We start from the raw sequence: 13,613 nt of genomic DNA, 5'->3' as shown, positions 1-13,613 counted from the left end.
GCCTTGATTACTGGAAGTTTGCCTGCGCCGCATTCAGCGCCTGCTGGTCGACACGGGGTTCGGCGCGGGCTTGAACGTCCTGCACATAGGCCTCGAACAGCTCCTCGGCCAGGGACTGGTCGAGCTGTGCCTGCAGCGCCTGGGTGAGCAGGGTCATGTCATCGCTCTGCTCCGGCGGCAGGATGGCGTCGAGACGCACCACCACAGCAGAGTCCGCGTCCTGCACCAAGCGGAAATCGCCGGTTTCCATGGTGAAGACCTGGGCGACCAGCGGCTCCGGCACGGTGTCGATATAGGCGGTGCGGGTCAGGCCGGGTTCGGTTTTGACATCAGCGCCTTCGGCAAAGCCGCCGGCCTGTTCGGCCTGGGCCAGCACGGCCTCGCCCTGATCCTTCAGCGCCTTGGCCAGACGGTCCGCCTGCCAGGCAGCGAGAACCTTGTCCTTGGCATCGGCAAAGGGTTCCGGGCGTTCCGGCAGGACGTCATCGAGGCGCAGCGCAAACAGGCTGCCGTCCTCCAGGAAGCCGGCCTCCGGGAAGTCTTCGGCGGTAACGGCGGCAGCGGCCGTGCGGAAGGCCTCATAGGCGGCGATGCCGTCGCTGGTGTCTTCGGTCCAGTTGATCTGGGCCAGCTCCAAGCCGCTTTCGGTGGCCAGCTCCTCCAGCGTGGCGCCGCCGGCGAGCATGTCGTCGATATCCTCGGCCTGCGACTCCACCAGACGGCGGGCGCGGTCGGAGGCAAGCTCCTCGATCAGCTCCGGCTTGGCGTCCTCGAAGGTGGTGATCTGCGCCTCCAGACGGCCGTTCACGCGGTAGAGCGCCGGGCCGAGGTCGGAGGGCAGGGGGCCTGCCACATCGCCGACTTGGGTTGCAAACACCTCAGTGCCTGCGGCGCCGAGATCGCCCATGGCGACGTCACCCATGTCGGTGTCCTGCAGCGTCAGGCCGCGGGCCTCGACCAGGCTTTCAAAGGTGGCGCCGCCGGTTTCGAGCTGCGCCTTGGCGCTGGCTGCGGCGTCCTCACTGCCAAAGACCAGGCGTTCGACCAGGCGGCGTTCGGGCACCTGGTACTGATCGGCACGGTCCTCGAACAGGCGCTGGAGCTGGGCCTCGTCCACCTCGATCTCATCCAGCAGCGTGGAGGGGCGCAGGGCCGCGTAGGTGATGACCTTGGTTTCCGGCAGCATGAACTGGTCCTGATTGGCCTCGTAGAAGGCTTGCAGGTCCGCATCGGACGGCGCCTCGGCGGTCAGGGCAATATCGGCCGCATTGAGCTGCACGTAAGAGAAGCTGCGGCGCGCTCCGATGAAGCTGGTCAGTGTCTCGGTCAGGGTTGCGGGCATCTTGGTGCCGGACAGCATCGCTTTCTGCACCATGGTGCGGGCCGCCTCGCGGCGCAGGTCGTCTTCGAATTCTTTCTCGGTCAGGCCGGCATTGCGCAGGGCGAACCGGTAGGCCTCGCGGTCAAAGCCGCCGCTGACGTTCTTAAAGGCGTCAATGGCCGACAGTTCCTCGATCAGGTTGTCATCGCCGATCGACAGACCCAGCTGCCTGGATTCGTGATCCAGCGCCGCCAGGGAGATCAGCCGCCCCAGAACCATCCGGTCCATGCCAAAGGCGCTCATCTGCGCCATGGTCACCGCCTGGCCGGTTTGGGCCTGCAAGGCGCGCTGTTCACGCTGCAGTTCCCGCACATAGCTGCCGATGCTGACTTCCTCATCGCCGACCTGGGCAACGGAGGAGGAGGAGCTGGTGAAATTCACCGCGCCAAATCCGGCAAGGCCGACGATCAGCATCCCCATCAGGATCCAGACAAAGGTTTTGGATAGCTTTTTCATGCCTGCGGCCATGATGCCCTCTTTAGTGTTCTGCCGCGCAAGCGTTTGCCTGGCAGCGGGAAATGCCGCTGACTGAATACGCGGCTGCCCGCAGAGGGGCAAGACGGTTGCGGATCAAACTGCCGGATGATCAGGGGTTAAAGGCCGCAAGGCGGTCAAACAGAGTGCGGATGCCCGTCCGGTCCACATTGGCGAAGGCGATGCGGAACTGGCGGGCGCCGTCCGGGTCGCCTGCCGGCATGAACATCGAGCCGGGCAGCATCAGGACCGAGGCCTGTGCCACCAGCAGCTTGGCGATCTCCTCGGACGGCTTGTCGAAGGGATGCTCCACATAGGCAAAGTAGGCGCCGCATCCGAGCAGTTTCCAGCCTTTGGCGGCCAGCACCGGGAAGCCCTCTTCGATCGCGGCGCGGCGGTTCAGGATCTCCTGGCGTTCGCCCGCGAGCCACTCCTGCAGGTGTTCAATCCCCCAAAGCGCGCCGGCCTGGCCGAGCTGCGAGGGGCAGATTGTGACGGTGTCGAGAAACTTCTCCATTTCGAACATTCGCGCGGCAGAGGCTGCGATGGCGCCAACCCGGTGGCCGGTCAGCCGGTAGGCCTTGGAAAAGGAGTAGAGATGGATCAGCGTTTGGTCCCAGTGCGGCAGCTGAAACAGCCCGTGCGGCGCGCCCGAGCGGCTGTCGAAATCGCGGTAGGTCTCATCCACGATCAGCGCAAGGCCGCGGTCGCGGGCAAGGCGGAAGAAGGCCTGCACCAGGCCATCGGGGTATTCGGCACCGCAGGGATTGTTGGGCGTTACCAGCACGATGGCGCGGGTGCGGTCCGTGATCAGCGCCTCGGCCGCCGCGAGGTCCGGCAGCATTCCTTGGCCAACGTGCAGCGGCACCGCAGTGACGCCCGCCATATCCAGCCACATTTTATGATTGAAGTACCATGGCACCGGAAGGATCACCTCATCCCCTTCACCGCAGAGGGCGGCGATGGCGGCGGCAAAGGCCTGGTTGCAGCCGGAGGTGATGGCGACCTGCTCTGTCTGCACCTGCGCCTGGTAATGGCTGGAGATCTGCTGTGCCAGCGCCCGGCGCAGCGGCTCATTGCCCAGCACCGGGCCATAGAGGTGGGCAGAGACGTCGTTCAGCGCCGCATCGGCCAGCGCCTGCCGCAGCCCTTCGGGCGGGGCCTCGGCCGGGGCGGCCTGACTCACGTTCAGCAGCGGGCGGTCCGGCGGAAACACGGCCCCGGCCACCCAGCGGCGCGATTCGACGATGGGCGAGACAAAGGTGGCTTGGGTGCGGGGCAGGGGCATGAGCGGCTCCGGGCTGCGGCTGAGGTGACAGGCGCGCCGGACCGGGCGCCGGCCTATGTCTGGCACGGCCGCCTAGACAGCTCAAGCGCTAACGGGCAGCGCGGGCAGGGCCAAAGAAAAAGGCGCGCTGTGACGCGCGCCTTTGCAGGTTTTTCTGCCGGGGCCGGATCAGTCCTTGCCGCGGTAAGGCTCCACATACTGCAGCGCCATGTCCCACGGAAAGAAGATCCAGGTGTCCTGGCTCACCTCGGTGATGAAGGTGTCCACCATCGGGCGGCCCTTGGGCTTGGCATAGACGGTTGCGAAATGCGCCTTGGGGTACATCTCGCGGACCAGTTCCAGGGTTTTGCCGCTGTCGACCAGGTCGTCGATGATCAGCACGCCCTCGCCGTCGCCCATCAGGCTCACATCCGGGGCTTTCAGCACCTCGGCCTCACCCTGGGCCTGATGGTGATAGGAGCGCACCGAGATGGTGTCGACGGTGCGGATGTCCAGCTCGCGGCTGACGATCATGGCCGGCGCCATGCCGCCGCGGGTGATCGCCACCACGGCACGCCATGCGCCGCCGTCGGGGCCTTGCCCGTCCAGGCGCCAGGCCAGCGCGCGGCTGTCGCGGTGGATTTGATCCCAGCTGATGTGAAAGCCTTTTTCGTGCGGCAAACGGTCAGTCATATTTCTTGCTCCCCGCGAGATCGCGTCAGCTTGCCGGCGCCCGGTGTGCTGTCCGGGCCCGGTATGTGTTTTTACTTCGAAATGTCCGGTGCATCCACCGCCTTCATGCCCACCACATGATAGCCGGCATCGACGTGCAGGTTCTCGCCGGTCACGCCGGAGCTGAGGTCGGACAGCAGGTAAAGCGCCGAGTTGCCGACATCGCCGATGGTCACATTGCGGCGCAGCGGCGAGTTGTACTCGTTCCACTTCATGATGTAGCGGAAATCGCCGATGCCAGACGCAGCCAGGGTCTTGATCGGGCCGGCAGAGATCGCGTTGACGCGGATGCCGTCCTTGCCCAGATCCTCGGCCAGGTATTTCACCGAAGCCTCCAGCGCGGCCTTGGCCACACCCATCACATTATAGTGAGGCATAACCTGCTCAGCACCGTAGTAGGTCAGGGTCAGCAGCGAGCCGCCTTCGCTCATCAGCTTCTCGGCGCGTTTCGCAACCGCGGTGAAGGAAAAGACCGAGATGTCCATGGTCATCTGGAAATTGCCGCGGCTGGTGTCGACATAGCGGCCGCGCAGCTCGTTCTTGTCGGAAAAGCCGATGGCGTGAACGACGAAGTCCAGCTTGCCCCATTTGGCTTCCAGCTCGGCGAACAGGCCGTCGATCGAGGCCTCGTCCGACACATCGCACGGCAGGACGATATCGCTGCCCAGCTGTTCGGCCAGCGGGCCGACACGCTTCTTCAGCGCTTCGCCCTGATAGGAAAAGGCAAGCTCGGCGCCGGCATCGGCGCAGGCCTTGGCGATCCCCCAAGCAATGGATTTGTCGTTGGCCAGGCCCATGATGAGGCCGCGCTTACCGGCCATCAGTTGACTAGACATGCAGGTTCTCCGCCTGTGATCTCTTGAATTAGACGGTGTTTAGTATGCCGGGCGGGCCGCTTCAAGGGTTCACGCCCTTGCCGCCGGGCAGGAAGCTGCATAGGTTGCAGCTAAACCCCATGAAGAGGTGCAGAAATGTCTGACCGATCTGGAATTTTTGCAGGCGAGGATCCGTTTGCCATTGCCCGCGCCTGGCTGGCAGAGGCGGAGCAGACCGAAGCCAATGATCCCAATGCCATTGCGCTGGCCACGGTCGACAGCGCGGGGATGCCGAATACCCGGATGGTTCTGCTGAAGGACATCGAGGACGGCGCTTTTGTGTTTTACACCAACTACGAAAGCGCCAAGGCGCAGGAACTGGAACAGGCCGGCAAGGCGGCCTTTGTGATGCACTGGAAATCGCTGCGCCGCCAGATCCGCGTGCGCGGCACGATCAGCCGCGAGGACGGCCCGCAGGCAGATGAATACTACAAGTCCCGCTCGCTCAAGAGCCGACTGGGCGCCTGGGCCTCGAAGCAGTCGCAGCCGCTGGACAGCCGCGGCGCCCTGATGGCGGAAGTGGCAAAGGTGACGGCCGCCAAGGGCCCGAACCCGCCGCGGCCGCCGTTCTGGGGCGGTTACCGGCTGACGCCGGTGGAAATCGAATTCTGGGCAGATGGCGCATTCCGGCTGCATGACCGCTTCCGGTGGCGCCGTAAGGAAAGCGCCGGAGAGTGGGAAATTCTCCGACTTAACCCTTGATTGAAATGGTTATGGTTTCCCTAGGGTCAATAGCAGTTTCACGACAATTTCAAGACTTTTTAGCTTGAAATCCGAGGCCAGAATCGCGCATCAGGGCTTCATCAAAAATAATAAAACGCGGTGGGTGATTTAAGTGGCAGAAGATCTCAGCAGCTTGCAGCAGGTTCAGGGGCTGGTGAAGTGGTTCGACCCGGCTAAAGGTTACGGGTTTGTCGTATCTGACGAGGGCGGCCCGGACATTCTTCTCCACGTTAATGTGCTGCGTAATTTCGGGCAAAGCTCTGTTGCGGACGGGGCCCGGATTGAGATTGTCACGCATCAGACCGGCCGCGGCGTGCAGGCGGTTGAGGTGCTGTCCATCATGCCGCCCGAACGCGACGACACCCCGGTGCTGAGCGATTTTGCCGAGCTGGACATGGACAGCCTGCAAAGCGAGCCGCTGGAGCCGGCGCGGGTCAAGTGGTTCGACAAGGGCAAGGGCTTCGGTTTTGCCAATGTGTTCGGCCGCGGCGAGGATGTGTTCCTGCACGTAGAGGTTTTGCGCCAGTCGGGCCTTGCCGACCTGCAGCCCGGCGAAGCGCTGGCGATGCGGGTGATCGACGGCAAGCGCGGCCGCATGGCGGTTGAAGTGCTGGCCTGGGAGGCCGCGCTGATGCCCGGCAGCGCGGACTGAGATCATGGGGCGGCGTCTGGTTCCTTTGAGCTGGTGTGCCGCTGCAGCCTTGTGGGCCGCCCCCGCGCTTGCGGCGGAGTGCGCACCGGAGCGGGTTGAGCTTCGCGGCGCCTGGGGACAGACAGCCTTTCAGGTCGAGATTGCCGACAGCGAAGCCGAACGGGCGCAGGGCCTGATGTTCCGCGAGTCATTGCCGCGCGGGGCAGGGATGCTGTTTGTGTACGGTCAGCCGCAGCCGGCCGCGTTCTGGATGAAGAACACCCTGATCCCGCTCGACATCATTTTCCTGGATCAGCAGGGCCGGGTCACCTCGGTTCACAGCAACGCCGTGCCTGGCGACCTGACCCCGATCCCGGGCGGCGATGAGGTATTTGCGGTGCTGGAAATCAACGGCGGGCTGGCGCGCCGCTATGGCATTTCTGCTGGCAGTCAGATGCGGCACGAAATTTTTTCCGGCAGCGGCGCAGTTTGGCCCTGTTAGGGGTTTTCAAATCCATCCGGCGGAGATAGGAAGGCGCACGGTCCGGGGCGTGGCGCAGTCTGGTAGCGCACCTGTTTTGGGTACAGGGGGTCGTGAGTTCGAATCTCGCCGCCCCGACCATTCCACACCAAATATAGTGGCGAATCTTCGCGGGGCAGCAGCCCTGCGGGAATCGTTTCGCGTTTTTGGAGAGCAATAGAATGCCTTTGCAATCAGGAGCATTAATACCTTCTTAACCTCCTGTTAAGGCTTCTTTAATCAATTGCTGCGGAGGCGCGTCAAAATCTTAATAGTTGCGCAGACGGCTTGCCGCCGGTTGCGTGACGCCACGGTAAGGCCACCGTTAACGCTTTTTCCCGCTACCGCCTTGGGAGGTGTTGAAAAAATCCTGTCACGGCCCGGTATTCAAAGCCGGCGTGTTTCGCCCGGAAGCCGGCAAGTCACTTGCCTGACACTAGAAAATCCGGGTCTTGGCCAGCAGGCCGGAAGGTGCGGAAATGAAGCTGGCCTGTGGATGAATCGAAGCGGTTTGAGCGACCCGGCAAACCGCGGAAAGCGTCAACAGCAAAGATCCTTTCCAAGACGTAAATTTAGCGTTGACCCCTTGTGTCAGAATACGCCAAATTGTGTTCACCGGTTGCGGTGGCACTAAATCTGGTGGGTTCTAGAGCCGCAGCAACAACGCTGAAAAACAGCACTCAGTCCTGGGAAGAATGGCCGGCGAGGGCCTCAAGTGCGCCAGATGCGGCGGGCGCAGGAATGTTTGTGCGGTCTGCGGCCGGGGCTGGATGGTGCGGGGGCACCGCGACACATGAACGACGAGTGCTTGAGAAGGGGCAAAGCATGAAGATCGAACGGAAATTCACCAAACCCGGACAGGATGCCTATGCCGATCTGGCCTTTGTCTCGGCCACTTCGGAAATCCGCAACCCGGACGGGACGATTGTTTTCCGTCTCGACAACATTGAAATCCCCGCGTCCTGGAGCCAGGTGGCGAGCGATGTCATCGCCCAGAAGTATTTCCGCAAGGCCGGCGTGCCCTCCCGCCTGAAGAAGGTGCGCGAAAAGGGCGTGCCGGAATTCCTGTGGCGCTCTGTCCCCGAAGAGGGCGCGGAACTGGGCGGTGAAACCTCCTCCAAGCAGGTGTTCGACCGTCTGGCGGGCGCCTGGGCCTATTGGGGCTGGAAGGGCGGCTATTTCTCCTCCGAGGAGGATGCGCGCGCCTATTACGACGAGATGCGCTACATGCTGGCGACCCAGCGGTCTGCGCCGAACTCGCCCCAGTGGTTCAACACCGGCCTGCATTGGGCCTATGGCATCGACGGCCCTGCGCAGGGGCATCACTATGTCGATTACAAGACCGGCAAGCTGACCAAGTCGGACAGCGCCTATGAGCACCCCCAGCCGCACGCCTGCTTCATCCAGTCGGTCTCCGATGATCTGGTCAAGGACGGCGGCATCATGGACCTGTGGGTGCGTGAGGCGCGGCTGTTCAAATACGGCTCCGGCACCGGCACCAATTTCTCCCACCTGCGCGCCGAGGGCGAGCCGCTGTCAGGCGGCGGCAAATCCTCGGGCCTGATGGGCTTCCTCAAAATCGGCGACCGCGCGGCGGGCGCCATCAAATCAGGCGGCACAACCCGTCGGGCAGCAAAAATGGTGATCGTCGACGCCGATCACCCGGATATCGAAGACTTCATCCAGTGGAAGGTCATCGAGGAGCAAAAGGTCGCGTCCATCGTCGCGGGCTCCAAAATGCACGAGAAGATGCTGAACGGCCTTTTCGAGGCGATCCGCAGCTGGGACGGCGGGGAGGCGGATGCCTATGACCCTGCGGTCAACAGCGCGCTGAAGAAGGCGATCCGCGAAGCCAAGAAGGTGGCGATCCCGGAAACCTATATCAAGCGGGTGCTGGACTACGCCAAGCAGGGCCACACCGCGATCGAGTTTCCGACCTATGACACCGACTGGGATTCGGAAGCTTACAGCTCCGTTTCCGGGCAGAACTCCAACAACTCGATCCGGGTGACCAACGCCTTCCTGCACGCGGTCGAAAAGAACGCCGACTGGGAGCTGATCAACCGCACCGACGGCAAAGTTGCCAAGGTGGTGAAGGCCCGGGATCTGTGGGAAAAGGTCGGCCATGCGGCCTGGGCCTGCGCCGATCCGGGCATCCAGTTCCACGACACCGTGAACGAATGGCACACCTGCCCGGAAGACGGTGAAATCCGCGGTTCAAACCCTTGTTCGGAATACATGTTCCTGGACGACACCGCCTGTAACCTGGCATCGCTGAACCTGCTGAGCTTCCTGAAGGAAGGCCTGTTCCAGGCGGATGAATTCATGCATTCCTGCCGTCTGTGGACGCTGACGCTGGAAATCTCGGTGATGATGGCGCAGTTCCCGTCCAAGGAAATCGCGCAGCGGTCCTATGACTTCCGCACCCTTGGCCTGGGCTATGCCAACATCGGCGGGCTGCTGATGAACATGGGCTACAGCTATGACTCGGACGAGGGCAGGGCGCTGTGCGGTGCGCTGACCGCGCTGATGACAGGCGTCGCCTATGCCACCTCGGCCGAGATTGCGGCGGAACTGGGCGCCTTCCCGGGTTATGCGAAAAACGCAGATCACATGCTGCGGGTGATCCGCAATCACCGCAACGCTGCAAAGGGCAACGCCGACGGCTATGAGGCGCTGTCCGTGAAGCCAGTGCCGCTGGACATCGCGAGCTGCCCCGATGCGCTGCTGACCGATCTGGCCGCCAGTGCCTGGGATGAAGCGCTGGAGCTGGGCGAGAAGCACGGCTACCGCAACGCCCAGACCACGGTGATTGCGCCCACCGGCACCATCGGCCTGGTGATGGATTGCGATACCACCGGGATCGAGCCGGACTTTGCCCTGGTGAAGTTCAAGAAACTTGCGGGCGGCGGTTACTTCAAGATCATCAACCGCTCGGTGCCGTCCGCGCTGGAGGGGCTGGGCTACAGCTCTGCCCAGATCGAGGAGATCGTTTCCTACGCGGTGGGCCATGGTTCCATCGGCAATGCGCCTGCGATCAACCACACGTCGCTGGCCGGTCACGGCTTTGGCCCCAATGAGCTGGCCAAGGTGGACGCAGCACTGGAGGCGGCCTTTGACATCCGTTTCGTGTTCAACCAGTGGACCCTGGGCGAGGATTTCTGCACTGGCGTTCTGGGCATTCCGGGACCTAAGCTGAACGATCCGACCTTCGACCTGCTGCGCCACTTGGGCTTCACCAAGAAGGACATCGACGCGGCCAATGACCACGTCTGCGGCACCATGACCCTGGAGGGCGCGCCGCACCTGAAGGAAGAGCATTACGCGATCTTTGACTGCGCCAACCCGTGCGGCAAAAAAGGCAAGCGTTTCCTGAGTGTTGACAGCCATATCTACATGATGGCCGCGGCCCAGAGCTTTATCTCCGGTGCGATTTCCAAGACTATCAACATGCCGAACTCGGCCACCATCGAAGACTGCCAGAAAGCCTATGAGCTGAGCTGGAGCCTTGGCATCAAGGCGAACGCGCTGTACCGCGACGGCTCCAAACTGAGCCAGCCGCTGGCGGCGGCGCTGGTCGAGGATGACGACGACGCGGCCGAAGTGCTGGAGAGCGGGTCGAACCACGAAAAGGCCGCGGTGCTGGCTGAAAAGATCGTCGAGAAAGTGGTCATCAAGGAGGTGCTGAAGTCACACCGCACCAAGATGCCGCAGCGGCGCAAGGGCTATACCCAGAAGGCGGTTGTCGGCGGCCACAAGGTGTATTTGCGCACCGGCGAATACGAGGACGGCAACCTCGGCGAAATCTTCATCGACATGCACAAGGAAGGCGCAGGCTTCCGGGCGATGATGAACAACTTCGCCATCGCCGTGTCGGTCGGCCTGCAGTACGGCGTGCCGCTGGAGGAGTTCGTCGACGCCTTCACCTTCACCAAGTTCGAGCCCGCGGGCATGGTCCAGGGCAACGACTCGATCAAGAACGCGACCTCGATCCTCGACTACGTGTTCCGCGAACTGGCGGTTTCCTATCTCGACCGCACCGATCTGGCGCATGTGAAGCCCGAAGGCGCGACCTTCGACGATCTGGGCCGCGGCGAGGAAGAAGGCGTGTCGAACCTCTCGGAGCTGAGCGAAAGCGCGGCGTCCCGGTCGCTGGAAGTGCTGAAGCAGATCTCCTCGACCGGCTATCTGCGCAAGCGTCTGCCGCAGGAACTGGTTGTGCTGCAGGGCGGCCAGCTGGACGCGGGTTTGCTGGGCACCGGAACAGATCCCGTGGCAGCGCTGCAAGCGCTGATCCCGGAAACGACAGAAGCACCGGCGCAAACCACTGGCGGGATGGACGCGCGCACAAAGGCAAAAATGCAAGGCTACGAGGGCGAAGCCTGTGGCGAATGCGGCAACTACACGCTGGTGCGCAACGGCACCTGCATGAAATGCAACACCTGCGGGGGAACCTCCGGCTGCAGCTGAGGACCTCTGCCTGCGGCGCCGGCATACCCCCGGCGGCGCCGCAAAAATAACCGGAAGCAGGCCAAGCCTGTTTTACATGAAATCCGGAACGGGTGCGCCCGTTCTGAACACCGGGATGGCCCAGGTAAGAAAATACTTTCGGGCAGTCAATGAAGGAGCCTGACCGGTGATAACTGGCTTCCTCTGATCCAGGGGAAGCCATTTTCTTTGCCTGACGCAGAAGGCGGATTGACGCCGTACAGAACACTTATAATCAGAATTATGTTAATTACAGGTGTCCGACGGCTTTAGGGTGGTGAAATTCACCACCCTAAAGCCGTGTAATTTCAAGGATTTAACGGCCTGAGCAAGCCTTCCTGCGCGACGCTGGCCACCAGTTGGCCGTCCTCGGTATAAATGGCACCCCGGTTGAAACCGCGGCCATTGCCGGTGAATGGCGCGTCCATGGTGTAAAGATGCCAGTTCTCGAAATGCACCGGCGCGTGGAACCACATGGCATGGTCCAGGCTGGCGGTCATGGCGCCGGGTTTGTGAAACGTCAGCCCGTGCGGCCGCATCGAGGACCCCAGCAGACCGAAATCCGACGCATAGGCCATCAGGATGTGCTGCAGTTCCGGCCCGGCGCCTTTGGCGGCCTCCATCCTGATCCACATATGATTGACGTCACTGGTTTTTTCGGGCGCCAGCGGATCGCGCGGCGCAACCTCGCGGATTTCAAACGGCCGCGGGCGTGTGAATTCGGCCTGTTTGCCGGGATCGATCCGGAACGCATTGCGCAGCAGGATTTCATGGCGCGGCTCCAAACTCTCGGGCCCGGCAACTTCCGGCATCGGATGCTGGTGCTGCCAGCCGTCTTCCTGAGCATGGAATGACGCCGCCAGGTTCAGGATCTGCTTGCCGTTTTGCATCGCGACAACCCGGCGCGTGGTGAAGCTGCGGCCGTCGCGGGACGGATCGACCTCGTAAATGACGGGCCTGGATGGATCGCCCGGACGGATGAAATACGCATGAAGCGAGTGGCATAACCGTCCGGAAACAGAGGCATACGCCGCGGCAAGCGCCTGTGCGATCACCTGGCCGCCGTAGATGCGCGTCGGGGTTTCACCGCCGGATCCTGAGCCGCGGTAAAGGTTGGTGTCCAATGTCTCCAGATCCAGCAGATCGAGAAGCACCTTGGCGGTATCGGTCATAAGCAGCGGCTTTCTATGGTCAGGTCTTTTACGCGCTCGTCATCATACCCGGAAACGCAGTGCGTGGAAGTCACGCTGTCAGCGCGCCGTGCACAAGGGCTTTGAGCTCCGGGCGCGACGGGTACGAGCTGGACGGCGCCAGCTGGGTCAGGAAGACAACGGACAGGTCCAGTTTCCGGTCGATCCAGAAGAACGTCGAGGCAATGCCGCCCCAGCTGAAATCGCCCACCGATCCCGGGCAGCGCGCGCGGGCCGGATTCAGCACCACCGCACCGCCAAGCCCAAAGCCCATGCCCTCCATCGGCTGTTCTGCAAAGCTTTGCGGGCCCATCGAGGCAATCTCACCCGGAAGATGGTTTTGCATCATGAAATCAGTGGTTTGCGGAGAGATGATAAAGCCGTCGCCGCAGCGCCCGCGGTGCCGCAGCATCTCGGCGAATGCCATGTAGTCGTCCAGCGTTCCGACCAGGCCGCCGCCGCCGGAGTGCATGTCCGCCTGCTGAAACGGCGAGGTCTGCCAGCTGTCGGTCAGCCGCAGGGGTTCTGCGCCGGTTTCGGCAGAATTCAGCGCCATGGCATCGCCGGCCAGCGGCGTATAAAGCGAGGCGAAGCGGTTCCCTGCCCCGGCCGGCACCTGAAAACCGGTTTCGCGCATCCCGAGCGGTTCGAAAATTTCCTCAGCAAAAAACTTTCCCAGAGGCATTCCGGACACGACCTCGACAACACGGCCCAGCACATCGGTGGCCACTGAATACTCCCACCGGGTCCCGGGCTGGAAGGCCAGCGGCAGCTCCGCCAGGCGGGAAACCATCGGGGCCAATCCGCCTTGGTCTGGCTTGAACTGCAATTCCGCCGCTTCCATCGCCTCAGGCACCAGGCCGGGGTTGAAGGCGTAGCTCAGCCCGCTGGTATGGGTCAGCAGCTGGTGCAGGGTTGGCACCGGGCACGGCTCCGTCTCGCTGATCGCGGAGGCGCCCGGAACCAGGGCCTGCATGTTGCTGAATTCCGGGAGAAAATCACTGACCGGCGCATCCAGGTGGAACAGCCCGCGTTCCAGCAGGATCATCATCGCCAGCGAGGTCACCGGCTTGGTCATCGAATAAAGCCGCACCAGCGTGTCGCGGCTGAACGGCAGCTCCTCTTCGATGTTGCGCAAGCCTGCGGCGTGAAAGAAAATCTCCTCGCCGCCGCGCTTTACCAGCAGCGCACTTCCGGGATATTTCCGTTCATTCACATAGCGTTGCTGCCAGGACCTAATCCTGCTGAACCGGTCAGCCTGCATCTCTGCTCTCCCGTCTTGTGACAGTTTCCTTCAGATTCTGCGCAGCCGGTTGTGCCGCCGGGGCCGCC

10 protein-coding genes and 1 tRNA gene are annotated in these 13,613 nt (G+C 62.7%); 5 read left to right on the top strand and 6 right to left on the bottom strand.

From position 1 onward, the window contains the following. Positions 1-7: 7 nt before the first annotated feature. From DAEP_RS0105540 to fabI, 4 genes are all read right to left on the bottom strand, one after another. Positions 8-1,849, bottom strand: coding sequence for a peptidyl-prolyl cis-trans isomerase (locus tag DAEP_RS0105540; RefSeq protein ID WP_027243956.1), 1,842 nt, complete (start codon positions 1,847-1,849; stop codon positions 8-10). A 118-nt stretch (positions 1,850-1,967) separates the two neighbouring features. Continuing rightward, positions 1,968-3,143, bottom strand: a complete 1,176-nt coding sequence (locus tag DAEP_RS0105535; RefSeq protein ID WP_027243955.1) for an aminotransferase — start codon at positions 3,141-3,143, stop codon at positions 1,968-1,970. 168 nt (positions 3,144-3,311) lie between these two features. Then, complete coding sequence (gene gpt, locus DAEP_RS0105530) at positions 3,312-3,815, bottom strand: xanthine phosphoribosyltransferase (protein WP_027243954.1); 504 nt, start codon at positions 3,813-3,815, stop codon at positions 3,312-3,314. Positions 3,816-3,886: 71 nt separating this feature from the next. Continuing rightward, the gene (gene fabI, locus DAEP_RS0105525; RefSeq protein ID WP_008555022.1) at positions 3,887-4,690 is read right to left on the bottom strand and encodes an enoyl-ACP reductase FabI; all 804 of its coding nucleotides are present in this window, start codon (positions 4,688-4,690) and stop codon (positions 3,887-3,889) included. Positions 4,691-4,825: 135 nt separating this feature from the next. On the opposite strand from fabI, the gene pdxH reads away from it, so the two are divergent. From pdxH to DAEP_RS0105500, 5 genes are all read left to right on the top strand, one after another. After that, on the top strand, positions 4,826-5,431 hold the full coding sequence (pdxH, locus tag DAEP_RS0105520) for a pyridoxamine 5'-phosphate oxidase (RefSeq protein ID WP_027243953.1): 606 nt from the start codon (positions 4,826-4,828) through the stop codon (positions 5,429-5,431). Positions 5,432-5,564: 133 nt separating this feature from the next. Next, on the top strand, positions 5,565-6,104 hold the full coding sequence (locus DAEP_RS0105515) for a cold-shock protein (RefSeq protein WP_008553943.1): 540 nt from the start codon (positions 5,565-5,567) through the stop codon (positions 6,102-6,104). A gap of 4 nt (positions 6,105-6,108) precedes the next feature. Further along, positions 6,109-6,585, top strand: coding sequence for a DUF192 domain-containing protein (locus DAEP_RS0105510; protein WP_083792698.1), 477 nt, complete (start codon positions 6,109-6,111; stop codon positions 6,583-6,585). 43 nt (positions 6,586-6,628) lie between these two features. Next, positions 6,629-6,705, top strand: a tRNA-Pro gene (locus tag DAEP_RS0105505). 723 nt (positions 6,706-7,428) lie between these two features. After that, positions 7,429-11,073: a vitamin B12-dependent ribonucleotide reductase gene (locus tag DAEP_RS0105500; RefSeq protein ID WP_027243952.1), complete on the top strand. Its 3,645-nt coding sequence runs from the start codon at positions 7,429-7,431 to the stop codon at positions 11,071-11,073. Positions 11,074-11,399: 326 nt separating this feature from the next. Here the strand turns inward: DAEP_RS0105500 and DAEP_RS0105495 are convergent, their stop codons facing one another. Both DAEP_RS0105495 and DAEP_RS0105490 read right to left on the bottom strand, forming a co-directional pair. Beyond that, complete coding sequence (locus tag DAEP_RS0105495) at positions 11,400-12,263, bottom strand: acyl-CoA thioesterase (protein WP_008555085.1); 864 nt, start codon at positions 12,261-12,263, stop codon at positions 11,400-11,402. A gap of 70 nt (positions 12,264-12,333) precedes the next feature. Beyond that, positions 12,334-13,545 (bottom strand): serine hydrolase domain-containing protein, encoded by a 1,212-nt coding sequence (locus DAEP_RS0105490; protein ID WP_027243951.1) that lies wholly within the window; start codon positions 13,543-13,545, stop codon positions 12,334-12,336. Positions 13,546-13,613 lie beyond the last annotated feature (68 nt).

It is taken from the genome of Leisingera daeponensis DSM 23529 (genome assembly GCF_000473145.1).
Taxonomy (GTDB): Bacteria; Pseudomonadota; Alphaproteobacteria; order Rhodobacterales; family Rhodobacteraceae; genus Leisingera; species Leisingera daeponensis.
The sequence above is the reverse complement of the archived record's forward strand: the minus strand, read 5'-3'. Positions and strand labels throughout refer to the sequence as shown.

Coding starts and splice junctions, on each gene's coding strand:
- DAEP_RS0105540 (WP_027243956.1), bottom strand. CDS start 1,849: ATGGCCGCAGGCATGAAAAAGCTATCCAAAACCTTTGTCTGGATCCTG.
- DAEP_RS0105535 (WP_027243955.1), bottom strand. CDS start 3,143: ATGCCCCTGCCCCGCACCCAAGCCACCTTTGTCTCGCCCATCGTCGAA.
- gpt (WP_027243954.1), bottom strand. CDS start 3,815: ATGACTGACCGTTTGCCGCACGAAAAAGGCTTTCACATCAGCTGGGAT.
- fabI (WP_008555022.1), bottom strand. CDS start 4,690: ATGTCTAGTCAACTGATGGCCGGTAAGCGCGGCCTCATCATGGGCCTG.
- pdxH (WP_027243953.1), top strand. CDS start 4,826: ATGTCTGACCGATCTGGAATTTTTGCAGGCGAGGATCCGTTTGCCATT.
- DAEP_RS0105510 (WP_083792698.1), top strand. CDS start 6,109: ATGGGGCGGCGTCTGGTTCCTTTGAGCTGGTGTGCCGCTGCAGCCTTG.
- DAEP_RS0105500 (WP_027243952.1), top strand. CDS start 7,429: ATGAAGATCGAACGGAAATTCACCAAACCCGGACAGGATGCCTATGCC.
- DAEP_RS0105495 (WP_008555085.1), bottom strand. CDS start 12,263: ATGACCGATACCGCCAAGGTGCTTCTCGATCTGCTGGATCTGGAGACA.
- DAEP_RS0105490 (WP_027243951.1), bottom strand. CDS start 13,545: ATGCAGGCTGACCGGTTCAGCAGGATTAGGTCCTGGCAGCAACGCTAT.